Consider the following 24,531-nt stretch of genomic DNA (forward strand, 5'->3'; position numbering starts at 1 on the left):
ATTCTAAACGAAAACCCCTGCCTTTTATATGAAAATTAGGCAGGGGTTTCAATATTTATTCATGAAAGACTTTTTGTCATAGTTACATGAGGGATTCCGGCATCGAGAAATTCATCAGAAACAGTCAAATAACCGATGGATTCATAGAACGCTTCTGCATGGGTCTGCGCGTTCAGTTTGGCTTTGCTATATCCATGCTCACGGATGACTTCTTCCATGGCTTTGATAATCTGCTTGCCATATGATCGGCCACGCTGTTCTTTTGTAACACAGATGCGCTCGAGCTTTCCATATCCTTCGACGAAGCGGAGGCGGGAAGCCGCAACAGGCTGCTCTCCTTCGTAACCGACTAAATGAATCGCGGTATCATCGAACTCATCAATTTCCAATTCCTCAGGTACTTTCTGTTCGTCGACAAAGACGACGCGTCTAACATGGTACGCGTCGTCTTTTTGAACACTATTTGAAACCTTCAAAATATCCATGGAATCACCCTTTACCAAGGCGGAACGTTTCATAAACACTCCAAGCACCGTTCTCAAGCTGGTAAAGAAGCTGGAAGCGGTCGACATGATCCTCAAGATCGAAGTTCAACATCCGCATACTGCCAAAGACATCGGAAAACTCTTCATCAGAAAGTTTCTGGGCAATGGTGATGTGAGGAACGAAAGAAAAATACCGTTCTTCAGGAAGCTCACCCGCATGAAGCATATCATTCAATTCAAAAATCTCATCTGAAGGTTCAATCTTTAAGTAAATCGTGTTGGTTACTGGTGAAAAAGAGCTTACTTTGTAAACACCATAAGAAAAGGGCTCTGTGTTTTTTGCGATTTCACTTAATTCAGGGATGATTTTACTCTCAATTTCACTCTCATCCGCTTCAAAAGGCTCTTTCATCGTAATATGTGGGGGAATCAACGCGTAATGGGGATCATAACGTTTGCGGTAAGAATTCGCCACATCCTGTACTTTTTTTGATGGAAAAACTGCTATTCCGTATCTCATTGGACTAAACCTCCTGATTCTTCCTATATATTACGTTACTCCTTACTAAACATTTTCAATAAAGCACGTTCAAAATCCTTCTGCCACGTTCCCCAGGTATGGTCACCATCGAGTTCGTGGTAAGTATAAGCGAGCGGTTGACGATTTAAAAAGTCACGAAGCTCACGGTTCGGCGCTAAGAAATTCTTCCGTGTACCTTCCGTCCCTTCAACATCCGTCTCTTCATTTCCGATCGTATGATAAATCGTCAGAGAAGAGAAATCCTTCGTCGATTCTACAACCTCTCTCACATGTTGGTCGATATAAGGACTCTGCATAATCACATTACCAAAGATATTCGGGAACTTCACCGCCGTCATCAACGCAAGCGTTCCTGCCAGCGAATCACCGACAAGCGTACGGCCGCGTCCCATGCAGTACCCAGGAAGCTCCTCATCTAGGAAAGGGACGACCTCGCGGATCAAAAAGTTCACATAATCCGATTGTTTTTTCCCATCTGGATGATACTTGTCTTGCCTGTCGTACTTGTCATTATAATGAATGCCGATGAAAATCGTGTTATCGATTTTCTCATCTTTATGCAACTTATCACTCAGCGTGGCCGCACGCCCCATTGAGTAATAGTCATTTCCATCCTGCATGATACAGAAATGGTACTTATACAATGGAGAGAAATTTTTAGGTGTGTACACTCTTAATTTCATCGTTTCATTCAAATATTGGCTGTCTATCGTATATTCTGTCATGGATCCATCTCTACCCATGTTCCGAGCACCTCCTCACAGCATGGAAATTCATTATAAAATTCCCCTAATCCTATACATGTAAACGTTCCATTTTCTATTTTATCATAGAATTGTGCAAAAAGTTGAACAGATGGGTTTTAGCCAAAATTAGATAGGGAAAAGTGTGGTTTACAATTACTTAAAAAAATCTTTATATTCTGTTGACACCTTTTTCGATCCGTAGTATATTATTACTTGTCAGCAAGAAAAGCCGACAAATTCCTACATACGATTCCGTAGCTCAGTTGGGAGAGCGCCACCTTGACAGGGTGGAAGTCGTTGGTTCGAGCCCAATCGGAATCATCCATACAAAGTGCCGAAGTGGCGCGGTTTCCTAGCATAGGGGAGGCCGCGTCACTTCTTTTATTTTTTAGGAAAAGTGTACCGATTGTGGACCAAAAGGAAAAACTAGCTGTTTGCCCTTTTGTAAAATGCTTCATCCATTTTGTTAGTTGCTTTCTGATATGCTGTTCTAATTGCATGACCATAAATAACCATTGTGATCCGAATGTCAGAGCATTAGAAAAGTACAGAGTGATAATCCTTTTCATTCCACAATTCTCCAGCCTCCATTTACTTCTTCATCCCTCCATTATGTACTTAATGCTCTTAATTCTAATTCACACGCTAAAGCTAAAGATAAGAAAAGCCTCTAGTGATGCGGCTGTTCTTTAGCTGCTTCAAATAGTTGCTGAACTTATTAAGGTCGCGACAAAATTACCATAGATGAAGAAGTGTAGATGATCAATGGCCAAGAAGTCCTCTGAACAAGAAAATAAATACATAGATCAACAACGATTTTTCCAGTGATGTGAAATTACCTGCTAAAATGTGATATGCTTACTTATACGAATATGTTGGAACGAGGTGAAGGAATGGAAACCAAATATAGCATCGTCAAAAAATCGATTAAATCGAAAATCTTAGATGGTACGTATGAGCCGCATCAAAAGATTCCCTCAGAAAGCGAAATGATGCGTCAGTTTAATGTAAGTCGACATACGGTCAGGCTGGCGGTTGGGGAGCTTGTCAGTGAAGGCTGGCTCTACCGCGAGCAAGGGGCTGGGACTTTTTGTGCGGATCGTACAGATCAGCAGAGAAAGGAAGCCGGCTCCAGGAAGAATATTGCGATTGTGACGACGTACATTTCCGACTATATCTTTCCTTCGATCATTCGCGGAGCTGAAGCGTACTTGAGTGATCAGGGCTATCATGTCACATTGTTCAATACAAACAATGACCATGAAAAAGAGAGAATTTATCTTGAAAAGATTATCACGCAGGGGTTTGATGGAGCGATTATTGAGCCGACCCAGAGTGCCTTCACAAATCCGAATATCAATTATTATTTAAATCTTGAACGCCTTGATATTCCTTACATCATGATAAATGCCTATTATGATGAACTGGAGCCCGTAAGAGTCGTCGTGGATGACGAACGAGGGGCATTTCTGCAGACAGAGCATTTGATCGAAAATGGCCATAAGGAGATCCTTGGCTTTTTCAAAACCGATGACATGCAGGGAACGCTTAGGATGAAGGGATACTTGAAAGCCCACCGGGAGTATGGGGTGCCGATTACTCCGAAGCATATAGTTACCTATAATACCTCCGGAAAACATACGAAGCCGATCGAAGAATTTGAATGCTTCTTAAATCAGCAGGGACCTCATCCGACAGCGGTTGTCTGCTATAACGATGAACTGGCCATGAAGCTATTGCATATCATTCGCGAGCATCAGCTTCGAGTACCGGACGATATATCAATCATTGGATATGATAATTCTTTTTTGGCAGAAATGTCGGAAGTCAAGCTTACGTCCATTGAACATCCGAAATCAGATTTAGGAAAGACGGCTGGAAAGTTAATCTTAAGCATGATTAGCCGGAAACAAATGAACAAAGATGCGGGGGAAGAAGTGCAAAGCGTGATTTATTCCCCGGAATTGGTGTTGCGCCAATCGACTAAAAAAATCAGCACGCCAAGTAAAAGCTTACAGGATGCAACATAATAATGGAAAGAAGAGGCTGTTACAAAGAATTTTCCCGCTAGAAAACCCGAACGAATTCGTTCGGGTTTTCTTTATGAATCAATACATGCATACGCCGCTCCGGCAACATTCTTCGCTTTCCGCGGGCACGGCCTCAGTCTCCTCAGAAAGCAAAGACCGCTTTTACTTCTGGGGTCTTTGCCTCGTGCTGTTCCCACAGGAGAGTCTACGTATGTTGCCTACGCTCCATTCGAGCCATTCCACCCTATTGTTCGTCTTTTCTAGTGGCAGTTAGTGTTTTGCCCCACCCCCTTCTTTATTTTTTAGTTTTCTTATCAGTATGAGTATCAGTAAAATTTACTGAATATTTTAACTTGTATGGATAAGTTAGTGTATGTATAATGATGTCAAAAGGAGGGAGAAACATGAAAGTAAAAACGATTCCTAACATTGACGTCCATACTAGTCGAGGCGTTCCACCTGATTTGCCATCTAGAGTGAACATCACTATTGATGAAGAGGTAGAGGCAGATGTCGAGGTCAAATGGAACGCCGTGAAAGAACAGGATTTTCAAATACCTGGGAGCTTTAAAGTAGAAGGGACCATTCAGGACAAAGATTACCCGAATCCGTTGATTGAACAAAGAGCGGATCCCTATATTTATCTCCATGAAGATGGTTTCTACTATTTCACTGCTTCCCATCCGCTTTATGACCGCATTGTCCTACGCAGAGCAAGCTCGATTGAAGGATTGCCTGATGCCGAGGAAGTGGTTGTTTGGGAAAAGCATGAGAGCGGCATAATGTCAGAACATATTTGGGCCCCTGAAATACATTTCATTGATGGCAAGTGGTACATCTACTTTGCAGGAGGAGAAAAAGGGGATGTGTGGGCGATACGTCCGTATGTTTTGGAAAATGATCAAGCCAATCCATTGGAAGGTGAGTGGGTGGAAAAAGGACAGATCAATACGGACTTCCAAAGTTTTTCATTAGACGCAACCACTTTTGAACATAATGGTAAGCGCTTTCTTGTGTGGGCGCAAAAAGTTCAAGAAGATACGATCTCTAACTTGTACATCTCAGAAATGGCCAACCCATGGACCATCAAAGGACCGCAGGTGTTACTAGCTACTCCTGAGTATGAGTGGGAAGTACAGGGGTTTGATGTCAATGAAGGCCCGGCTATGATCAGCCGAAATGGCCGCGTGTTTATCAGTTACTCCGGAAGTGCAACGGATGATCGATATGCGATGGGGCTGCTTGAGATCGGTGAGCACAGTGATTTATTAGATCCTGACTCATGGATCAAACATCCCGAACCAGTTTTTGTGTCCAGTGAAGAGACAGAAGAGTACGGACCAGGGCATAACTCGTTTACAACAGATAAAGATGGCACCGATTTGCTTGTATATCATGCCCGGCCCTACAAAAGGATCACAGGTAATCCGTTGTACGATTACAATCGTCATGCTCGGACTCAGAGGATGTTCTGGAAAAAGGATGGAACACCGTACTTTGGATATCCAGGTCTTCGTTTGGAAAAAAGAAAAGTACGAGCAACCGTTCATGTCAAATAAGATACAGTTTTTGGTGCTTAAAGAACCTATTTCAAATAAAGGAGAGGTTTCATGACATTGAAAAAAAGGTTGGGGGAAGGTTGGATTATTGCTGCCTTTAGTCTGGCTGCTTTGTTAGTATTTGCCGTGGGGAATGAGGTTGGGTTGGCGAAAAGCGATGCGTCTCCCCCTGAAGGGAAAATTGAGATGACAGGCGATATTGGAGATTTTGTGCCAGAAGAAATTGATGACCCTGTTCATGATCCATCGATATTTAAGGATGGGGATACGTACTATGTGGTATCCACAGGAGCGTTGAGAACAACGGATGAGCCTGGCGGTATTTTTATCCGTAAGTCAGAAGAAACCATTGGAGGCGAATGGGAAGCGATTGGTGAAATTCCCACACCTGAGTGGACTCAAGCCTATAATGTCGCTCACCTGTGGGCGCCGCATGTTGTGAAGAAAGGCGACACCTTTTATCTTTATTATGCTGCATCTATTTTTGGTACGAACAACTCCGCGATCGGGGCTGCCAAAACGAAAACCCCGGGAGACGTGAATTCATGGGAAGACCTTGGTCCTGTATTAACATCAGAACCAGGGGAGGTCAATTACAATGCTATTGACCCGATGGTCGTAAAAGATAAAGGGAAATGGTGGATGGTCTTTGGCTCTCATTTCAGCGGGATTCATATGCAGGAGCTTGAAAATATGACTGAACCAGTCGGGCCTGTCTATTCAATCGCAAGCCGTGATCAGACGACGGAACATAATACTGTCGAAGGACCAACTGTGTTCAAAAAAGGGAAATATTATTATTTAGTGACTTCATGGGATCGCTGTTGTGCGGGTTTAGATAGTACGTACAAGATGGCTATCGGACGCTCGGAATCTATCACCGGTCCTTATGTAGATAAAGAAGGTGTACCGCTTTTAGAAGGAGGAGGAACAGTAATCTTAACGAATGATGGCAACCAAGTCGGTCCAGGCGGACAGGATTATATCAAAGACCGTGGACGCGACTATTTGCTTCACCACTACTATGACGGCGATGCGGATGGAACCATTCGTATGCAGGTGAGAAGCTTGTCCTGGGAGGACGGCTGGCCGGTCCTGACGCAATAAATGAATGGGGAAAGACAGGAGTTTGAGAGAGGCTCCTGTCTTTTTTATAGTCTAGGAAATTATAGGATATTTAATTGTAGATAAGTATTATTTAAGCTCCAACGCCCACCCCCCTCGCGACATAAGCAACCCGTGCTTTGGAAGGAAATATCACCTTCCTCCAGGGTGACTGAGCTTTTGTTCTACAACTTATTAAAACTTATGGAGGACAGTTGAATGTTGTCATAACTGTATTTTGAGGCAAAGTTAAATAAACTTATTAATTTTCTGTCAAATTTATTCTTGAACGTACGTACGAATTGGTTTAATATAAAATCAAACACCAATAAATATACGTATAAGTTGGAAGGAGTGTGGCTCACAATGCTGGAGGATTTAAAACAGCAAGTACTTGAGGCAAACCAAGATCTTCCCAAACATCATCTTGTTACATTTACATGGGGAAATGTAAGCGGTTTTAATCAAGAAAAGCAGCTTGTGGTGATTAAACCGAGTGGAGTACCTTACGAAGAGCTGACGCTTGAAGATTTAGTTGTGGTCGATCTTCAGGGGAATGTAGTGGAAGGAAACTTGAAACCATCATCAGATACACCGACACACGTAGCCCTATACCGGAAATATCCGTATCTAGGCGGCGTTGTACATACCCATTCGCCTTGGGCAACGAGCTGGGCCCAGGCAGGAAGAGATATTCCTTGTTTGGGAACTACGCAGGGAGATTACTATTACGGGGAGATTCCTTGTACGCGTAAACTGACCCCTCAGGAAATTAATACGGATTATGAAGAGCAGACAGGAAACGTCATCATTGAAACATTTGAGAAGAGAGGGCTTCAGCCGGGACAGATACCTGGTGTACTTGTTCATAGCCATGCCCCATTTAATTGGGGGTATGATCCGAAAGACGCGCTACACAATGCCGTTGTCTTAGAAGAGGTAGCGAAAATGGCCTTGCATACCTATCAAATCAATCCGGATACTCCAAAAATGGATCAAGCTTTATTGGATAAGCATTATTTGCGGAAGCATGGTATCAATGCGTATTACGGTCAATGATTGAATAAGGAGGAACGTTGAATGTCAACAAAATATGCTATTGGAGTCGATTATGGCACAGAGTCAGGAAGAGCGGTATTAGTGTCATTGGCCAATGGGGAAGAGGTCGCTGATCATGTGACTCCTTACCGTCACGGTGTCATTGATGAACGTCTGCCCGCGACAAATGTTGAACTTGGGCATGAATGGGCCCTTCAGCACCCGAATGATTATATTGAAGTTCTAGAGCAATCGATCCCTGCTGTGATCAAGACTTCTGGTGTTAATCCTGAAAATATTATTGGTCTGGGGATTGATTTTACCGCCTGTACGATGCTCCCGATTGATGCAAAAGGCTTACCACTATCGTATAGTGAGGCATGGAAAAACCATCCGCATGGATGGGTGAAATTATGGAAGCACCATGCGGCCCAGGATGAGGCTAATAAGCTGAATGCTATCTCTGAACAGCGCGGGGAAGAATTTTTGAAACGGTATGGAGGAAAAATATCCTCGGAATGGATGATCGCAAAAATCTGGCAGATTCTTGATGAAGCGCCGGAAATCTATCAAGCTACTGATCAATTTGTAGAAGCAACAGACTGGGTTATCTCCCAACTGACGGGAACCCTTCTAAGAAACAGCTGTACGGCTGGTTATAAATCGATATGGCATAAACAAGAGGGATATCCAAGCAGAGACTTTTTTCAGGCATTGGATCCTCGCTTAGCAGATATAACAGCTACAAAGCTAAGAGGGAAAGTTGTCTCGTTAGGCACTAAGGCTGGCGGCGTAACAAAGGAAATGGCGAAAAGGACTGGTTTATTGGAAGGCACTCCTGTAGCAGTGGGAAATGTCGATGCCCATGCAGCTGTTCCTGCTGTTGGAGTGACATCACCTGGAAAAATGGTCATGGCTATGGGGACATCCATTTGCCATTTACTGCTAGGGGAGAAAGAAAAACATGTCGAGGGCATGTGTGGTGTGGTAGAAGACGGGATTATTCCTGGGCTGTACGGATATGAAGCAGGGCAGTCGGCAGTCGGAGATATCTTTGCCTGGTATGTCGATAATGGGGTTCCATCCTCTGTGCAGGATGCTGCTCATGACCAAGGTTTGAATGTTCATCAATATTTAGAACAAAAAGCTTCGGATTATTTCCCAGGGGAAACGGGCCTTCTTGCTTTAGATTGGTGGAATGGAAACCGTTCTGTCCTTGTTGATACAGAATTAAGCGGACTTCTCATCGGTGCTACCCTGCAAACGAAACCCGAAGAAATCTACCGTGCGCTTATTGAAGCAACCGCATTTGGAACAAGGAAAATCGTCGATGCTTTCCATCAGAATGGTGTACCAGTAGAAGAATTGTATGCGTGCGGCGGCCTCCCGCAAAAGAACAAATTATTGCTACAGATTTATGCGGATGTAACGAACCGGACGATCAAGGTTGCGGATTCCAAGCAAACACCGGCTTTGGGCGCAGCAATGTTTGGAGCGATTGCGGCCGGCAAAGAGCGAGGTGGATTTGATCATGTCGTTGATGCTGCCGAGCAAATGGCACGGATAAAAGAAGAAACGATTGAGCCGATTCCCGAGCACGTTGAAATCTATGAAGAATTATACAAGGAATATTCGACTCTTCATGACTACTTTGGCAGAGGAGAAAATCAAGTCATGAAACGATTGAAAGCGCTTAGAAAGCCGGCGAACACGGGGAAGGGGAATTTGTATGTTAAAAACTAGGCCTTATGAATTTTGGTTTGTGACAGGGAGCCAGCATTTATACGGAGAGGAAGCACTAAGAGAAGTCCAGGCTCACTCCGAAGAAATCGTAGATCAGTTGAATGAATCCCAGCACTTACCCTTTAAAATTGTCTTTAAATCCGTCTTAACCTCATCTGAAGACATCCATAAAGTGATGGGGGAAGCAAATAGGAATGAACAATGTGCCGGTTTAGTGACCTGGATGCACACCTTTTCACCTGCAAAAATGTGGATTGCTGGTTTGAAGGCACTACAAAAGCCTTTGCTTCATCTGCATACTCAATATAATCGGGAAGTGCCTTGGGACTCGATCGATATGGATTTTATGAACTTGAACCAGTCAGCTCACGGAGACCGGGAGTTTGGATTTATGGTTTCCCGGCTGGATATCGCTCGCAAAGTGGTTGTAGGTCACTGGCAGGATGAGGCTGTTGTCCAAAAAATATCCGACTGGATGAGAACATCAGTCGCTCATACAGAAGGAAACAGCATTCGCGTTGCTCGTTTTGGGGATAACATGCGTCATGTAGCTGTAACCGATGGAGATAAAGTGGAAGCCCAAATGAAATTCGGCTGGACGGTAGATTATTATGGAATTGGAGATTTGGTAGAGGAAATCAAAACAGTTACTGAACAGGAAGTGGATGATTTATATCATACTTATACAGAATTGTATGAGTTTGATGGGGATGGAGAAGAGGTGAAAGAATCCATAAAGGAACAGGCCCGTATAGAGCTTGGATTGAAGTCATTTCTATCTTCAAGGAATTACAATGCGTTTACAACCAATTTTGAAGACTTGCATGGTATGAAGCAGCTGCCGGGGTTAGCTGTGCAAAGGTTGATGGCGGAAGGCTATGGCTTTGCCGGAGAGGGAGACTGGAAAACAGCTGCCCTTTTAAGGATGATGAAGATTATGGCCGACAATAAAGGCACCTCCTTTATGGAAGATTATACGTACCATTTAGAAAAAGGAAAGGAAATGATTTTAGGCTCACACATGCTTGAAGTGTGCCCGACGCTCTCCGCAACGAAACCTACCATAGTGGTTCATCCGTTAACAATGGGGGACCGGGAAGACCCTGCAAGACTTGTGTTTGATGGCCAAGGGGGAGAAGGCATCAATGTGTCCCTTGTCGAAATGGGCGGCCGCTATCGATTGATTATCAACGAAGTGCAGGCTCATCAGCCGGAATTCAGCACTCCGAACCTCCCTGTTGCAAAGCTCATGTGGGAACCTAAACCATCGCTGTCTCAGGCTACAGAAGCATGGATTCATGCCGGCGGTGCTCATCACACGGTATTTTCCTTCCAAGTCACCACGGAACAATTATGTGACTTTGCCGACATGGCAGGTATCGAGTGTCTGGTGATTGATGAAGATTTGAATATGAGGCAGTTTCGCAATGAATTAAAGTGGAATCAAGCGGTATGGAGTTAATTGGTGAGGATTCGTGGACAGCGGATCCCCTGTTTCTCCGATTTTAGACGGGGGAGGTAAGGTGGGATTTTTCATATGTACGTATAAGTTATTTGGTTTGTCAATAAACTTATTGACCACTTATAAAGGAAGTGATACTATTTTATATAACCAACCTATCAAATGATTTTCAATTTTTGTATGCGCTATCATTTTCGATGCTTTAGACTTCAAGAGGAAAATTTAAAAGGAACAGTATCAGCATTTCACTAACCTGGAGGGGGAAATAAGATGAAGAAAGGTTTGTTAGTTTTATTGTTTTCTCTTATGGCACTTGTATTGATCGCATGTGGGGGAGGAGATGAAGCATCAGGAGACGCGGAAGAAACAGAAGTCATTGGAGAAGATGTGGAAGGAGCCACGGAACTCACCTTTTGGACATTCGTTGGTCAGCACGTCGATTTATTTCGTGATTCAGCTGAGCGATGGAATGAAGAAAACCCGGATCGCCCTATTAAATTAGTAGCTGAAACTTATCCTTATGACCAAATGCATAACAATTTATTGCTGGCTTTACAATCGGGAAAGGGCGCACCCGACATTGTTGATATTGAGCAGAGCAAATATGCCAACTACATGCAAGGGGAACCGCAGCTTGAGCCTTTGAACGAATATGTGGAACCAGTCTTGGAAGACTCCGTCACATCTCGTTTTGAAATGTATGCAAAAGATGGAAAATATTACGGAGCTCCTACCCATGTCGGGGCAACGGTCATGTATTATAATAAAGAAATCATGGATCAAGCAGGTGTGGATATCGATTCAATTAAAACATGGGATGATTTCGTTGAAGCAGGTAAGAAAGTAGTAGAAAACACCGATGCTGTCATGTGGAATGTCGGTACGACAGATTACTTAATGGACTTCTTCCCGATGGTTTCGCAGCAAGAGTCCGATTTCTTCAATGAAGATGGAGAAGTAACGCTTGATAATGAAACTAACGTTGATACGCTCCAGTTCCTTAACGATGTCCTTTACAAACATAATATTGCAGAATTAACTCCAGGTGGTATGAATCAGACGGAAGAGTTTTATGGATATATGAATGAAGGAAATGCAGCTACAGTCTTAGCGCCACTTTGGTATATGGGACGTTTTATCGATAGTATGCCTGACTTGAAAGAGAAGATGGCAATTCGTCCGCTCCCTGCTTGGGAAGAAGGCGGAGATCGAACAGCTGGTATGGGAGGAACGGGTACGGTCGTCACGAACCAAACGGAAGATGCAGAGCTTGCTAAAGAATTTTTGGCTTTCACCAAGCTTTCAGAAGAAGGAAATGTGAATTTGTGGCAAGTCCTAGGATTTGATCCTCCTCGCTGGGATGTATGGGAAAGCGATGCTGTAAAACAAGACAATAAATATTATGATTACTTCGGAGATGGCATCTTTGATATGCTAATCGATGTCAAAGATGAAATCAACGAAATCCACTTAACCGAACATACCCCAGATGTAGCGACAGAATACAATACAAATGTTGCGGAGAATGTATTAAGACAGCAATCTCAATCACCTGAGGAAGCATTAAATGAAGCAGCTGATAAAATAAGAGACATGCAATAAAAAGAAGCGGCAAGGAGTAATTCTCCCTTGCCGCTTTCTTATGGTCTAGGAAATCATAAATAAATTATCTTGGATAACTTTTATAATAGGTATGTCCAGCTACAGAGCCAGACACGAAACGGATAAGCAACCCGTCCTGTGGAAGGGAGATCCCCTTTTTGCTTATGCATTTCATGTCTTTCAGGGCGCTTGCGCTTTTGTTCTGCAAAAAAAATCGGTTAAAATTCAGATTATTCTACAAAATAAATAAAACTTATTGAAAACGCATCCAAAGTTAGCTATACTTTAAACAACAGCTTATACGTACATCTTTTGTTAATTGATAGGTTGGCAGTTGAGACGTTCGTATATCAAGAAACTAAGTAAAGGTTGGTAATCTTGGAAGCGTATACAGGAAGGTTAAAAATTACTTGAGGAGTGATCATGTATGTCTCAATCTTTAAAAGCGACGATGATACTTGATAAAAGTTATCAAATCGCACCCGTAGATGAAAGAATCTATGGATCATTCGTTGAACATTTAGGCAGAGCCGTCTATGGAGGAATCTACGAACCGGGTCATCCCGAAGCCGATGAACAGGGGTTTCGTAAAGATGTAATCAATCTAGTGAAGCAACTTCAAGTCCCGATCGTCCGGTATCCGGGCGGAAATATGGTATCCGCTTACAATTGGGAAGATGGGGTCGGTCCAAAAGAAGAGCGTCCACGCCGGCTGGAGCTCGCTTGGCGGACGATCGAAACCAACCAAGTTGGAACAAATGAATTTGTTGATTGGGCTAAAAAAGTAGATGCTGAAGTAATGATGGCTGTAAACCTTGGTACAAGAGGGATTGATGCGGCAAGAAACATTATTGAATATACGAACCATCCTAAAGGAACCTACTGGAGTGAGCTTCGTAGATCTCATGGGTATGATCAACCGCATAACATAAAAACATGGTGCCTGGGCAATGAAATGGATGGGCCTTGGCAGGTGGGGCAGAAGACAGCTCAAGAATATGGGAAAATTGCCAAAGAAGCAGGGAAAGCTATGAAACTGGTAGATCCGACTATTGAATTAGTGGCCTGCGGCAGTTCAAACACGGACATGCCGACATTCCCTGAATATGAGGCGACAACATTAGATATCGCCTATGAAGAGGTGGATTTCATATCTCTCCACCAATACTACGGCAACCGCACCAACGACCCTGCCAATTACTTAGCGAAAAACTTGGACATGGATCATTTTATCAAAACCGTCACCGCCACCTGTGATTACATTAAAGCGAAACATCGTAGTAAAAAAACCATTAATCTAAGCTTTGATGAGTGGAATGTCTGGTACCATTCCAACGAAGCGGACAAGCAAATAGAGCCTTGGTCGGTAGCACCTCCACAGTTGGAAGATGTGTATAACTTTGAGGATGCCCTCCTTGTAGGCAGTATGCTGATTACCTTTTTACAGCACGCTGATCGGGTGAAAATGGCCTGTATGGCTCAACTCGTTAACGTCATCGCTCCAATTATGACCGAGAATGGTGGACGTTCCTGGAAGCAAACCATTTATTATCCATACCTGCACACATCTATTTACGGCAGGGGAGTCGCATTAAAGCCAATATTATCTTCTCCAAAGTATGATAGCAAAGATTTTACTGATGTTCCTTATGTAGATAGTGCAGCAGTTTTTAATGAAGAGGAAGAAGAAGTTTCAATCTTTATTGTTAATAAACATTTACAAGAGTCGATCGATTTATCTGTCGACCTGCGCAGCTTTGAAGGCTTTCAACTACAAGAACATGTGGTATTAGAACATGAGAATTTGAAAGCCGTCAACACATCTGCAGAGGAATCAGTGAAACCCCATTCCCATGGAGCTTCTGAGTTTCAGGATGGATACTTGACTGCGCGTCTGTCTAAAACGTCCTGGAATGTTATTCGTTTAAAAAAATCATAACGTTTCTGTTTGTTGGAAGAAATGAGCTATTTACTTAGGAGGAGGATCCTATGAACACAATGTCTAATAGCGGTGCAAGAGTACGTTCGAAGACTAAAAGAGAGTCCAGAAAGGTTATGAAGTTCTTAAACTCCAAAAAAGTCGTTCCTTATATTTTTGTTACACCGTTCATCCTTTCTTTTCTGGTCTTGACACTCTACCCTGCCATTCAGGGAATCATTATGAGTTTCCAAAGCGTGCTACCAGGTCAAGTGGAATTCATCGGGATGCAGAACTATACTAGGGTCCCGAATGGCACCTTTTATAAAGCTTTGACCAATACGACGGTCTATGTCATATTGACTGTGATTATCCTGACGTTTATCCCGATGCTTATTGCAGTGTTTTTAAATTCAAAAGTTATAAAATTTAAGACTCTATTTCGTGCATCGTTATTTGTGCCAGCTTTAACCTCTACAATTGTCGGTGGTATGATTTTCCGTTTGATGTTTGGTGAGCAGGAAACAGCAGCAGCAAACCAATTTATTAGTTTGCTTGGATTTGATCCTGTCAACTGGCGATTCACACCCTGGTCCGGGATGCTATTAATGGTCTTATTAGCTTCCTGGCGATGGATTGGGGTTAATTTGCTCTACTTTTTAGCCGCTTTGCAAAACGTTCCAGAGGAGTTGTACGAAGCAGCTGATATTGATGGTGCTTCTCGTTTCCAAAAGCTGTGGTACATCACTTTGCCTCAATTAAAACCCATCATAATTTTCGTAAGTACGATTACAATTATAAACGGTTTTCGGATGTTTGAAGAAAGCTTTGTATTTTGGGAAGCCGGATCACCAGGGAATATCGGTCTGACGGTGGTTGGCTATATTTATCAGCAGGGCATTCAGCAGAATGATATGGGATTCGGTGCCGCAGTTGGAGTTGTTCTAATGTTGATCATTTTCGTAGTGAGCTTCATTTACCTTATTATGACAGGCACCTTTAAGAAGGGGGAAGCGTAAATGAATAATGAGAAAAATAAAGGCCTTGTCTGGTTTGCAAATGGAGCGTTTGTGCTTATTTCTTTGATTGCTTTATTCCCGATTATCAGCTTATTGATTTCTTCCTTTATGCCTTCCTCTGTTTTAATGAGAAACGGCATCACTTTTAGCATTGATACGGAATTATTAGGTCTTGATAATTATACGTACATCTTCACTCAATCTGGTGAATATTGGGCATGGTATGGCAACAGTTTGATCATCTCAGCTATAACCATCATTCTTTCCTTGTTCTTTTCATCGATGGTAGGATATGCATTAGCCATGTACCCTTTTAAGGGAGGAAACTTTTTCTTTGTCCTTGTGTTGTTCATTCTGATGGTTCCCTTTGAGATCCTGATGCTACCGCTTTACCAGTTGATGATTGATACGCAATTGATCAACACTTATTTTGCCGTGGTACTTCCTATGATTGTGGCCCCGGTAGCCGTCTTTTTCTTCAGGCAATATGCGTTAGGGCTTCCTAAAGCATTGATGGATGCAGCGAGAATCGATGGGGCGACGGAATATGGGATTTTCTTCAGAATTATGCTGCCTCTCATGGGCCCTTCTCTTGCAGCGATGGCTATACTGCAAGGTCTGGCAAGCTGGAATAACTTCTTGTGGCCGCTACTAGTACTCAGATCGAATGATATGTTTACACTGCCGATTGGTTTAGCTACCCTACTTACTCCTTACGGCAACAATTACGACGTCTTAATTGCCGGTTCTGTAATGACTATCATTCCGATTATCATATTGTTTATTTTTTTCCAACGATACTTTGTTTCTGGTCTGACTGTCGGGGGAGTAAAAGGCTGATTATTACCGGGCTCTGGTTTAGTCCGGTTATTTTCTAATCAAAGGTTTGTATTATAATAGACTTGACTGACTGTTAACAAAGGGGGGGTGTAAAAAATGAATGCAAATGGTCTGGTTTCTAAGCTCAATGAATATTTAAAATGGATGACACGATTAGCAGGGTTGAATGCTCTGTTTCTCATTGGCATGCTTTCGGGGTTGGTATTATTCGGTCTTTTCCCATCCATATCCGCAAGCCTGGGTCTGGCAAAAAAGTGGTTTAGCGGTAACACAGCTGTGCCGCTTTGGCGTACCTATTGGCAGCTGTATAAGCAGGAATGGAAAACCGCTAACCTCATGGGACTGCTATTATCAATAACGGGCGGGATTCTATATATCAACTACCTACTTCTAAAATCCGTGGAGGGTTCGATCTTTTTCCTCGTCCCTTTTGCTTTTATAGCTCTTGTCTTTTTGTTCGGATTGGTCGTTCTGTGGGTTTTCCCACTGATGGTTTATTACAAAGCATCCCTCCAGCAACACATGAAAAATGCATTCATTTTGGGGCTGACTAAAATCCACCTGTCATTCGGGATGGCTGTGGTATGGTTCGCAGCTGGATATTATTCCTTACAGCTACCTTCGTTGATCCCCTTCTTTTCTTTTGCCTTGCTCTTCCTGGGCTGGATGTGGCTTGCTTATCAAGTGCTTGAGAAAATCAGAACCAATCCTACCGCTTATAAAAAAGCTGTCTGATCTCTATCATTTAGAGACAGGCAGCTTTTTTTATTCAAAACTTTCTGAATGATTATTGACAAATAGTGATGAGTTCCTTAATCTAAATATACGTATAAGTTAATAGTGTATACCTTTTTCAAGTTATCATGTACGATTGAGTTGACTAGCTTGGCGTTTAAATTTCAAGCGTCTTAAATGGATCTATGGCAAAGAATAATGGATGAGGTGGGGTTGCATGGGAAATCGAATGGTACTAAATACAGACATCTCCAAAGGCAGAATCAACCGCAATATTTATGGACATTTTGCCGAGCATCTAGGCCGTTGTATATATGAAGGAATTTGGGTGGGGGAAGATTCCTCCATTGCCAACCAGAACGGTATTCGTACAGATGTTTTGGAAGCGCTTCGAAACATTAATATTCCAGTCCTTCGCTGGCCGGGAGGCTGCTTCGCTGATGAATATCATTGGAAAGATGGCGTAGGGCCACGGGAAGGTCGAAAGCGAATGGTCAATACGCATTGGGGCGGGGTTATCGAGAATAACCACTTTGGCACCCACGAATTCATGATGCTCTGTGACTTTCTGGGAGCCGAGCCGTATATTTCCGGGAATGTCGGCAGCGGGACTGTGCAGGAAATGTCGGAGTGGGTCGAGTATATGACTTTCGATGGAGAATCTCCAATGGCAGATTGGAGAAAAGAAAACGGCAGAGAGCATCCGTGGAAGTTAACTTATTTTGGAATTGGGAATGAAAATTGGGGATGCGGTGGTCATATGAGACCACAATATTATGCCGACTTATACCGTCGTTTTCAAACCTATGTTAGAAATTATGGAGACAATACTATTTACAAAATAGCCTGCGGACCTAACATTGATGATTATAAATGGACAGAAGTGCTGATGAAAGAAGCTTCCGATTTAATGGACGGGTTGAGTCTCCATCATTATACATACCCAGGAGAATTTTGGAAGAAGAAAGGTTCCGCCACAGACTTTGACCAAAATGAATGGGATATCACGATGTCAAGAGCGCTTTATATGGATGAATTAATTACAAAGCATTCCACGATTATGGATCATTATGATCCTGAAAAGCGCGTGGGCTTAATTGTTGACGAATGGGGAACATGGTTCGATGTTGAGCCTGGCACCAATCCCGGGTTTCTATATCAGCAGAATACGATCAGAGATGCTTTGGTCGCAGGCGTTTCGTTAAATATTTTCAACCACCACTCCGATCGAGTTCAAATGGCTAATATAGCCCAGACGGTTAATGTGTTACAATCAATGATTCTCACAGAAGGGGAGGAAATGGTTCTCACCCCGACTTATCATATTTTTGACATGTACAAAGTGCATCAGGATGCAGAAAACCTTCCTATCGAAGTAGAAACAGAACAGATCATCAATGGAGATGTGAGTATCCCTAAAATCCAAGCTTCGGCATCCATAGCTAAGGATGGAACCGTAAATATCAGTTTGTGTAACTTAAGTACACAGGGAGAAGGGACTATTGAGATAGACCTCCGAGGAAAAAGCTATCATGATGCAGATGGAAGAATTCTCACCTCGGACCATATGAGCGATCATAATACCTTTGAAAACCCGGATAAAGTGAAACCACAAGACTTTCAAGTCTTCTCTATAGCGGAGAATCAATTAAAGGCAACCATGCCGGCAATGTCTGTCGTTCTATTATCCCTAAAACCTTAAACCAGTGCTTCCGTCTAGGAGTGGGAGGTCAACGGAACCAATAGATAGGAGGAAAACGTATGTATGATTTACAAGAGATGAAGCAATTGGCTTTTGAACTAGAGCAAGACCCTGACATACTGCCTTATATAAATATGGAAAAAGGCTCGATTGAAGCTTTACCTGAATACCTCGACCACCTGGGCTTCAAACATGCCACTCTCATTGCTGATCAGCATACATGGAAAGCAGCGGGAAAGGAATTATCTTCTATCATAGAACAAGGCGGTTGTGAGGTGACCCCTGTAAAGATAACTTCCAATACCAATGGTCAGGTGCTTGCTGATGAAGCGTCCATCGTCCAAGTGCTCGTTGAAACGCCACCTCAGACGGATGTGCTCCTGGCAGTAGGATCTGGAACGATTCATGACATCACCCGATTCTGCAGCTACAAAATAGATGCCCCCTTTGTTTCTGTCCCTACAGCTGCCTCGGTGGACGGCTTCACTTCCAAAGGGGCACCCTTGATTTTGCGGGGATTCAAGCAGACGATCCAAACTTCTTCCCCTATAGCTGTATTTGCCGATATCGATATTCTTAAAGAAGCGCCCCTTGAAATGACGGCCGCCGGTTTTGGAGATATGGTTGCTAAAATGACTTCTCTGCTAGACTGGAAGATTTCTTATTGGGTGAATGATGAACCTTATAATGAGATGGCGGCAAATTTGACAAGACGTTCTCTTTACAACTGTGTAGATCACGTGAATGAAATCGCTAAAGCTGAGGATGAAGGCATTCGAATCTTAACGAAGGCACTGATTGAGTCAGGACTTGTGATGCTGCTGCTCGACTTTTCAAGACCAGCATCCGGAGGGGAACACCATTTATCACACTATTGGGAAATGGATTTACTGAAAAAAGGAGCACCGCAAGTATTGCATGGAGCGAAAGTCGGAGTCGCTACTGCCCTCCTGATCCAACTCTATCAATCTTATGCCAATGATGAGAGAGTATTCGGGGCGAACACTTCTAGAATTACAGAAGAAATCTCACGTCTCCCCGACTATACTAAGGTTTTAGACTGGTTACAATTAACAGGAGGTGCTCAATTACCTTCCGATTTGGGGATAGACAGCGAGCTCGTTCATGAAAGTCTTAACAAAGCATTCACGATTCGGGATCGGTGTACAGGTTTGTACTTGATCAATCACGCGAAAAAAGAAGACCTCTCGCTTTCATGGAGGAGCGGACATGAGTTGTAAAGCTTGTCCGCCCCACATGTCCCGAGAAGATGTAATGGAACAAATCGAAGATCAGCTCGCTCTTGAGACCGAATTGGTTTCAGACAGCATTTATAAAAGCAGGTTGACCAAGTGTGCTTCATGCCCCTCGCTTCATGAAAAAAACACCTGCATGCATTGCGGCTGCTTTGTCCAATTCAGAGCAAAGTTATCTTATAAACACTGTCCTCATCCAGAGGGCAGCCGTTGGGAAGAAGGAGACGGTTTATGAAGATGAAGTCAAAAGAGATTCAAGTAACAGGTCAAGAAACTTGGACCTTATTTCGTTTGGAAAATGACCAGGGGATGAGTGTTCATTTTCTGAATTTTGGCGGCATAATCACAAATATTTCCGTCCCTGATTGGAATGGGGATTCTGAAAATGTTGTGCTCAGCTATAAAAATTTCGAGGAGTACATGGAAAACCCAGGGTACCTCGGGGCATTAATCGGCCGGGTTGCTGGCCGTATTAAGCAAGCCTCTTTTCAATTAGAAGGAAAAGAGTATCAAGTCGAAGCGAATGAAGGGGAACATCACCTTCATGGCGGGGAAAAAGGCTTTCATCAACAAATTTGGGAAGCTTCCCCGTTCGAAAACGATGGGGGAATCGGTGTCACGCTTTCTCACAAAAGTTCTGACGGTGAAGGAGGATATCCGGCGACTATTGATGTTACGGTAACCTACACTCTGACTGATGATAATCGCCTGGTCATCGACTATTTTGCAGAGACCGACCAAACAACAGTGCTGACATTGACCAATCACACCTATTTTAATTTGAGTGGACAGGCCGATACTACAATTCATGATCATACTTTACGATTGAACAGTTCACGATTTGCTGAGCTGGATGATGAGCTTATCCCTACAGGAGAATGGATCAACCTGAATGATACACCGTTTGATTTTCGTGAGCAGAAACTTCTGGGTTCTAGCCTTTCGTATGAAACAACACAACAAAAAGCTGCGAATGGCGGAATCGATCATTTTTTCCTCCTCGATGGGAAACGCAAGCCGGACATTCGACTGGAGGAGGAAACGTCCAGGCGTACACTGGAAGTAGAAACAGACCAGCCAGGTGTTGTCATTTATACTTCAAACAATCTTCCAGAAGGCAAATTCTTGGTTGAAGGGAAAACGAGGAAGTACTCAGGTGTCTGTATCGAAACACAAAGTTCTCCTGCATCTATACATGAAGCAGGATTTCCTGAGATTACTCTCTCCCCTGGTGAACCTTATCAATCCCGCACGGTGTTCAAGTTCGGGATAGGAGCAACTCCATGAGTATGTTTGATGAAATGTCAGGATTCCTGCTTGATTTAGACGGAACCGTATGGAGAGAGCTGGAGCTGATTGAAGGAGCAGCAGAATCCATCCGGGAACTTCAAAAGGCAGGGAAACGAGTAGCAGCTTTGAGCAATAGGGGAACACATTCACGCAGACAGGTGGCATCTATTTTACAAGACAAAGGCGTGGACCTTGATCCAAAAGATATCATACTCACTTCCTTCGTGGCAGCTGAGTATTTACGAAAACATCATCCAGGTGAAGCGGTTTGGGTGTTAGGGGAATCAGGACTAATCGAAGAACTGCAAGAAAGTGGTATTCCATTAGCTTCATGCCCAGAGGATTCTTTTTGGCTTGTGGTTTCCCTTCATACAGGGGTTACCTATCATGACTTGGATCAGGCATTTCAAGCAGCTGCTAATGGTGCAAGAGTGATTGCTACGAATAATGATCGTGCCTATCCTAGTTCCCGTGGTGTATCGATAGATGTGGCTGGAATGCTGGGAGCGATTGAAGCAACTACTGGAAAAACACCTGAGGTCGTGGTGGGTAAACCATCTGTTCACATGTTTGAATGTGCCATGGATTGTCTTCAAGATACAGTAGAAAAAACGATGATCATTGGCGATAGTCTTGGTTCAGACATCGCGATGGGTAAATATGGCATCAAAACGGCACTCGTACTGTCTGGAAATACCACCCTGGAAATGATTTCTGATGCGGAGAGAACCCCTGATTATGTGCTTCATTCCATTAAAGATTTAATAGGTACATTAAAGAGGGATTGTATATCTTTGGAATCTATTAAAGGAGACTTGTGATGTACCAGGGAAAAATAGCGAATAGTCCTATGAAAATCACCGACAGCTTCTGGAAAGAAAGAATGGACATCGTCAAAAATCAAATGATCCCTTATCAATGGGATGCATTAAATGATCGATTGACTGATACAGAGCCCAGTCATGCGATTGAAAATTTTCGTATTGCTGCAGGGGAATCAGACGGAGAATTTTATGGCATGGTTTTTCAAGACAGTGATGTCGCCAAATGGCTGGAGGCTGTGGCTTATCTACTGGAAAATGAACCTGATGATAAATGGGAAAACACAGCGGATGAAGTCATTGACCTCCTCGAGAAAGCGCAAGGGGCAGACGGTTACTTAAATACCTATTATACCGTCAAAGAACCTAATAGGCGCTGGACGAATTTACGTGACAATCACGAATTGTATTGCGCAGGTCATTTGATCGAGGCAGCCGTTGCTTATTATCGAGCGACAGGAAAAGGTAAATTCCTAAATATTATGATCAGGTACGCCGATTATATCGACGAAATGTTCGGGCCTGAAGACCATAAAATAAACGGATATCCAGGACATCAAGAGATTGAACTCTCACTGGTGAAGCTGTATGAAGTCACCAACAACGAAAAATATTTGAAATTAAGCAAGTTCTTTATAGATGAACGAGGCAAGCAGCCCCATTATTTTGATATGGAAAAACAATCCAGAAAGGAAGGGAAGCCTTATTGGTTTTCAGGAGGACATAGGTATAGTCAATCCCATCTGCCTGTTCGGGAGCAGGAAACGGCCACAGGTCATGCGGTACGTGCGGTATATATGTATTCAGCGATGGCTGATCTAGCTGCTTACACCAATGACTCTTCACTAAAAGAGACTTGTGAAAAACTTTGGAATAATGTAACCAACAAACAAATGTACTTGACCGCTGGGATAGGCTCCATGGAATATGGAGAAGCTTTTTCTTTTGATTACGATCTTCCCAATGACCTATCTTATACGGAAACGTGTGCCTCTATCGGCTTGATTTTTTGGGCTAAGCGAATGCTTGAACTGGAGGCTCACCATAAATATGCGGACGTGATGGAACGGGCGCTGTACAACGGAGCTATCAGCGGGATGGATTTGGAGGGGCAGAAATTCTTTTACGTCAACCCTCTTGAAGTAGTTCCACAGGAAGTGGAAAGTCGGAATGAAAAGAAACATGTCAAGCCTGTCCGGCAGAAGTGGTATGGATGTGCCTGCTGCCCGCCGAATCTGGCGCGCCTCATTGCATCGATCCACCATTATATTTATACAAAAAGTAATGAAGAAATTTTTGTTCATTTATATATGGGTAATGAAACAACCATGGAAATCGGCGGTCACCAAGTGGGAATCACGCAAAAGACTAACTATCCTTGGGATGGAAAAGTCGCTATTGAGCTATCACCTGAAGTTGATACGACGTTAACGCTGGCTCTTCGAATTCCGGGGTGGGCTGTAACAGCTGAAGTGAAAGTAAACGGTGAGATCATAGATTTCCAACCTATAATGAAAAATGGATATGCCTTTCTCTCACGCACGTGGAAACAAGGGGATACAGTCAAATTGAACCTGGACATGCCGATTCAAAGGGTTCGGGCCCATCCTGCAGTAAGACATAGCTTTGGAAAAGTGGCACTACAAAGAGGACCGCTTGTTTATTGCCTGGAACAAGTGGATCATGGTGAGCAACTACACTCGATATATCTCCCTAAAGATGCTGATCTTAAAGCTGAGTATGAAAGGGATCTGCTGGGTGGTATCGTTACGCTCTTCGGGGAAGCCGAAAGGGTGGACGAGAGTGAGTGGCAGGATGGCTTGTACGGCACAAGTGATCCGGAAATAAAGCCGATCCAACTAAAAGCTATCCCCTATTATGCATGGTGTAACAGAGAGCCAGGCGAGGTGGTTGTTTGGATTAATGAAAAGCTCTAGAGATATAAGGTCCAATAAAATAATCTTTCAGAGCAGATAAAAAGTGACCCGGAGCTGAAGATTTCGACGACAGAGGAAGCAACTTACAGAAGAACAGCAATGGTATAAGGTTCGTCTTGTGTTAAAGATTGCAGAAGATGTTTGGGATTAATGTTATGAATATATAAAAGCGATAGAGGTTAAGTATCATAAAGGGTTTGTGTACAGCGTTAAGAAAGTTAAAGTGATGCGTTTGGATGCGAACACACGAAAAATCCATTGCACTAATATAGATGATACATGTTTCATATAAATAGGCTGATTCATTCTTGATGAATTTTTAAAAAACTGATATAACAGTATTCACTACAATATTTTTGGAAGCGCTCCTCCAGGGACATTCACTTTGACAGGGTGGAAGTCGTTGATTCGAGCCCATTCGGAATTATCCATACAAAGTGCCGGAATGGCGTGGTTTCCTATCCAGGGGAGGCCGCGTCATTTCTTTTTGTTTTGGGCACATGTTGCCGAATTATTAATTTAATCTTTTTTTTGCTTTGTGAATAGAATATCGATTGTGTTTGTTAAGAGAAATGCACATGGAAAAAGACGCCTGGATTAGACGTCTTTTTACTTTCTGTATTGATCAATTTTTTAATGCTTTATATTAGAGAATACTGAATCGGCTTTACTAGCTTCCTGATCAGCAGATCATAAAGCAAGG

General features: G+C 43.0%; 20 protein-coding genes and 1 tRNA gene. 18 read left to right on the forward strand and 3 right to left on the reverse strand.

The features are described 5' to 3' along the window. Positions 1-59: 59 nt before the first annotated feature. From ACTWPX_RS15335 to ACTWPX_RS15345, 3 genes are read right to left on the reverse strand one after another with little or no spacing between them, the layout of a single operon-like run. The gene (locus tag ACTWPX_RS15335; protein WP_443120493.1) at positions 60-485 is read right to left on the reverse strand and encodes a GNAT family N-acetyltransferase; all 426 of its coding nucleotides are present in this window, start codon (positions 483-485) and stop codon (positions 60-62) included. Positions 486-489: 4 nt separating this feature from the next. Then, entirely contained in the window at positions 490-1,005 is a 516-nt protein-coding gene (locus ACTWPX_RS15340; protein WP_443120494.1) for a YjcG family protein, read from the reverse strand. Positions 1,006-1,040: 35 nt separating this feature from the next. Continuing rightward, complete coding sequence (locus ACTWPX_RS15345) at positions 1,041-1,769, reverse strand: alpha/beta hydrolase (RefSeq protein ID WP_443120495.1); 729 nt, start codon at positions 1,767-1,769, stop codon at positions 1,041-1,043. 251 nt (positions 1,770-2,020) lie between these two features. Here ACTWPX_RS15345 and ACTWPX_RS15350 point away from each other — a divergent pair. The 18 genes from ACTWPX_RS15350 to ACTWPX_RS15435 all read left to right on the forward strand — a co-directional run bounded on the left by ACTWPX_RS15350 (position 2,021) and on the right by ACTWPX_RS15435 (position 23,828). Next, positions 2,021-2,093: transfer RNA gene (locus ACTWPX_RS15350), tRNA-Val, on the forward strand. 572 nt (positions 2,094-2,665) lie between these two features. After that, complete coding sequence (locus ACTWPX_RS15355; protein WP_443120496.1) at positions 2,666-3,802, forward strand: GntR family transcriptional regulator; 1,137 nt, start codon at positions 2,666-2,668, stop codon at positions 3,800-3,802. A gap of 404 nt (positions 3,803-4,206) precedes the next feature. Further along, a complete protein-coding gene (locus ACTWPX_RS15360; RefSeq protein WP_443120497.1) occupies positions 4,207-5,361 on the forward strand; it encodes a family 43 glycosylhydrolase in 1,155 nt (384 codons plus the stop codon). Positions 5,362-5,412: 51 nt separating this feature from the next. After that, the gene (locus ACTWPX_RS15365; protein ID WP_443120498.1) at positions 5,413-6,468 is read left to right on the forward strand and encodes an arabinan endo-1,5-alpha-L-arabinosidase; all 1,056 of its coding nucleotides are present in this window, start codon (positions 5,413-5,415) and stop codon (positions 6,466-6,468) included. A gap of 363 nt (positions 6,469-6,831) precedes the next feature. After that, entirely contained in the window at positions 6,832-7,524 is a 693-nt protein-coding gene (araD, locus tag ACTWPX_RS15370) for an L-ribulose-5-phosphate 4-epimerase (protein ID WP_443120499.1), read from the forward strand. 21 nt (positions 7,525-7,545) lie between these two features. Further along, a complete protein-coding gene (locus tag ACTWPX_RS15375; RefSeq protein WP_443120500.1) occupies positions 7,546-9,246 on the forward strand; it encodes a ribulokinase in 1,701 nt (566 codons plus the stop codon). After that, entirely contained in the window at positions 9,233-10,708 is a 1,476-nt protein-coding gene (gene araA / locus ACTWPX_RS15380) for an L-arabinose isomerase (RefSeq protein ID WP_443120501.1), read from the forward strand. The genes ACTWPX_RS15375 and araA overlap by 14 nt, the downstream gene beginning before the upstream one ends. A gap of 270 nt (positions 10,709-10,978) precedes the next feature. Continuing rightward, positions 10,979-12,310: an ABC transporter substrate-binding protein gene (locus ACTWPX_RS15385; protein WP_443120502.1), complete on the forward strand. Its 1,332-nt coding sequence runs from the start codon at positions 10,979-10,981 to the stop codon at positions 12,308-12,310. A 427-nt stretch (positions 12,311-12,737) separates the two neighbouring features. Next, a complete protein-coding gene (arfA, locus tag ACTWPX_RS15390) occupies positions 12,738-14,249 on the forward strand; it encodes an arabinosylfuranosidase ArfA (protein ID WP_443120503.1) in 1,512 nt (503 codons plus the stop codon). A gap of 116 nt (positions 14,250-14,365) precedes the next feature. Continuing rightward, positions 14,366-15,247, forward strand: coding sequence for a carbohydrate ABC transporter permease (locus ACTWPX_RS15395; RefSeq protein ID WP_443120549.1), 882 nt, complete (start codon positions 14,366-14,368; stop codon positions 15,245-15,247). Beyond that, positions 15,248-16,087 (forward strand): carbohydrate ABC transporter permease, encoded by an 840-nt coding sequence (locus ACTWPX_RS15400; protein WP_443120504.1) that lies wholly within the window; start codon positions 15,248-15,250, stop codon positions 16,085-16,087. Between the two features lie 96 nt (positions 16,088-16,183). After that, positions 16,184-16,822, forward strand: a complete 639-nt coding sequence (locus ACTWPX_RS15405) for a YesL family protein (RefSeq protein ID WP_443120505.1) — start codon at positions 16,184-16,186, stop codon at positions 16,820-16,822. A gap of 217 nt (positions 16,823-17,039) precedes the next feature. Further along, the gene (locus ACTWPX_RS15410) at positions 17,040-18,524 is read left to right on the forward strand and encodes an alpha-N-arabinofuranosidase (protein ID WP_443120506.1); all 1,485 of its coding nucleotides are present in this window, start codon (positions 17,040-17,042) and stop codon (positions 18,522-18,524) included. A 59-nt stretch (positions 18,525-18,583) separates the two neighbouring features. Beyond that, positions 18,584-19,765 (forward strand): sn-glycerol-1-phosphate dehydrogenase, encoded by a 1,182-nt coding sequence (locus tag ACTWPX_RS15415; protein WP_443120507.1) that lies wholly within the window; start codon positions 18,584-18,586, stop codon positions 19,763-19,765. Then, positions 19,755-20,015: a DUF6171 family protein gene (locus ACTWPX_RS15420; RefSeq protein WP_443120508.1), complete on the forward strand. Its 261-nt coding sequence runs from the start codon at positions 19,755-19,757 to the stop codon at positions 20,013-20,015. Before ACTWPX_RS15415 ends, ACTWPX_RS15420 begins: the two co-directional genes overlap by 11 nt. Continuing rightward, positions 20,012-21,067, forward strand: coding sequence for an aldose epimerase family protein (locus tag ACTWPX_RS15425; protein WP_443120509.1), 1,056 nt, complete (start codon positions 20,012-20,014; stop codon positions 21,065-21,067). The genes ACTWPX_RS15420 and ACTWPX_RS15425 overlap by 4 nt, the downstream gene beginning before the upstream one ends. A gap of 2 nt (positions 21,068-21,069) precedes the next feature. Continuing rightward, positions 21,070-21,891 carry an HAD-IIA family hydrolase gene (locus tag ACTWPX_RS15430; RefSeq protein WP_443120550.1) on the forward strand — a complete coding sequence of 274 codons (822 nt, stop codon included), beginning with the start codon at positions 21,070-21,072 and terminating at the stop codon, positions 21,889-21,891. Next, positions 21,891-23,828: a glycoside hydrolase family 127 protein gene (locus ACTWPX_RS15435; RefSeq protein WP_443120510.1), complete on the forward strand. Its 1,938-nt coding sequence runs from the start codon at positions 21,891-21,893 to the stop codon at positions 23,826-23,828. Before ACTWPX_RS15430 ends, ACTWPX_RS15435 begins: the two co-directional genes overlap by 1 nt. Positions 23,829-24,531 lie beyond the last annotated feature (703 nt).

The sequence above is a fragment of the Halobacillus sp. H74 genome (assembly GCF_052246715.1).
Taxonomy (GTDB): domain Bacteria; phylum Bacillota; class Bacilli; order Bacillales; family Halobacillaceae; genus Halobacillus; species Halobacillus litoralis_A.

Bases quoted from the DNA above. Each gene is read 5' to 3' on its own strand.
- ACTWPX_RS15400 (WP_443120504.1), top strand. From the start codon at position 15,248: ATGAATAATGAGAAAAATAAAGGCCTTGTCTGGTTTGCAAATGGAGCG.
- ACTWPX_RS15365 (WP_443120498.1), top strand. From the start codon at position 5,413: ATGACATTGAAAAAAAGGTTGGGGGAAGGTTGGATTATTGCTGCCTTT.
- ACTWPX_RS15435 (WP_443120510.1), top strand. From the start codon at position 21,891: ATGTACCAGGGAAAAATAGCGAATAGTCCTATGAAAATCACCGACAGC.
- ACTWPX_RS15395 (WP_443120549.1), top strand. From the start codon at position 14,366: ATGAAGTTCTTAAACTCCAAAAAAGTCGTTCCTTATATTTTTGTTACA.
- ACTWPX_RS15345 (WP_443120495.1), bottom strand. From the start codon at position 1,769: ATGGGTAGAGATGGATCCATGACAGAATATACGATAGACAGCCAATAT.
- ACTWPX_RS15375 (WP_443120500.1), top strand. From the start codon at position 7,546: ATGTCAACAAAATATGCTATTGGAGTCGATTATGGCACAGAGTCAGGA.
- araD (WP_443120499.1), top strand. From the start codon at position 6,832: ATGCTGGAGGATTTAAAACAGCAAGTACTTGAGGCAAACCAAGATCTT.
- ACTWPX_RS15340 (WP_443120494.1), bottom strand. From the start codon at position 1,005: ATGAGATACGGAATAGCAGTTTTTCCATCAAAAAAAGTACAGGATGTG.
- ACTWPX_RS15405 (WP_443120505.1), top strand. From the start codon at position 16,184: ATGAATGCAAATGGTCTGGTTTCTAAGCTCAATGAATATTTAAAATGG.
- ACTWPX_RS15410 (WP_443120506.1), top strand. From the start codon at position 17,040: ATGGGAAATCGAATGGTACTAAATACAGACATCTCCAAAGGCAGAATC.
- ACTWPX_RS15420 (WP_443120508.1), top strand. From the start codon at position 19,755: ATGAGTTGTAAAGCTTGTCCGCCCCACATGTCCCGAGAAGATGTAATG.
- ACTWPX_RS15425 (WP_443120509.1), top strand. From the start codon at position 20,012: ATGAAGATGAAGTCAAAAGAGATTCAAGTAACAGGTCAAGAAACTTGG.
- ACTWPX_RS15335 (WP_443120493.1), bottom strand. From the start codon at position 485: ATGGATATTTTGAAGGTTTCAAATAGTGTTCAAAAAGACGACGCGTAC.
- arfA (WP_443120503.1), top strand. From the start codon at position 12,738: ATGTCTCAATCTTTAAAAGCGACGATGATACTTGATAAAAGTTATCAA.
- ACTWPX_RS15360 (WP_443120497.1), top strand. From the start codon at position 4,207: ATGAAAGTAAAAACGATTCCTAACATTGACGTCCATACTAGTCGAGGC.
- ACTWPX_RS15430 (WP_443120550.1), top strand. From the start codon at position 21,070: ATGTTTGATGAAATGTCAGGATTCCTGCTTGATTTAGACGGAACCGTA.
- ACTWPX_RS15385 (WP_443120502.1), top strand. From the start codon at position 10,979: ATGAAGAAAGGTTTGTTAGTTTTATTGTTTTCTCTTATGGCACTTGTA.
- ACTWPX_RS15415 (WP_443120507.1), top strand. From the start codon at position 18,584: ATGTATGATTTACAAGAGATGAAGCAATTGGCTTTTGAACTAGAGCAA.
- ACTWPX_RS15355 (WP_443120496.1), top strand. From the start codon at position 2,666: ATGGAAACCAAATATAGCATCGTCAAAAAATCGATTAAATCGAAAATC.
- araA (WP_443120501.1), top strand. From the start codon at position 9,233: ATGTTAAAAACTAGGCCTTATGAATTTTGGTTTGTGACAGGGAGCCAG.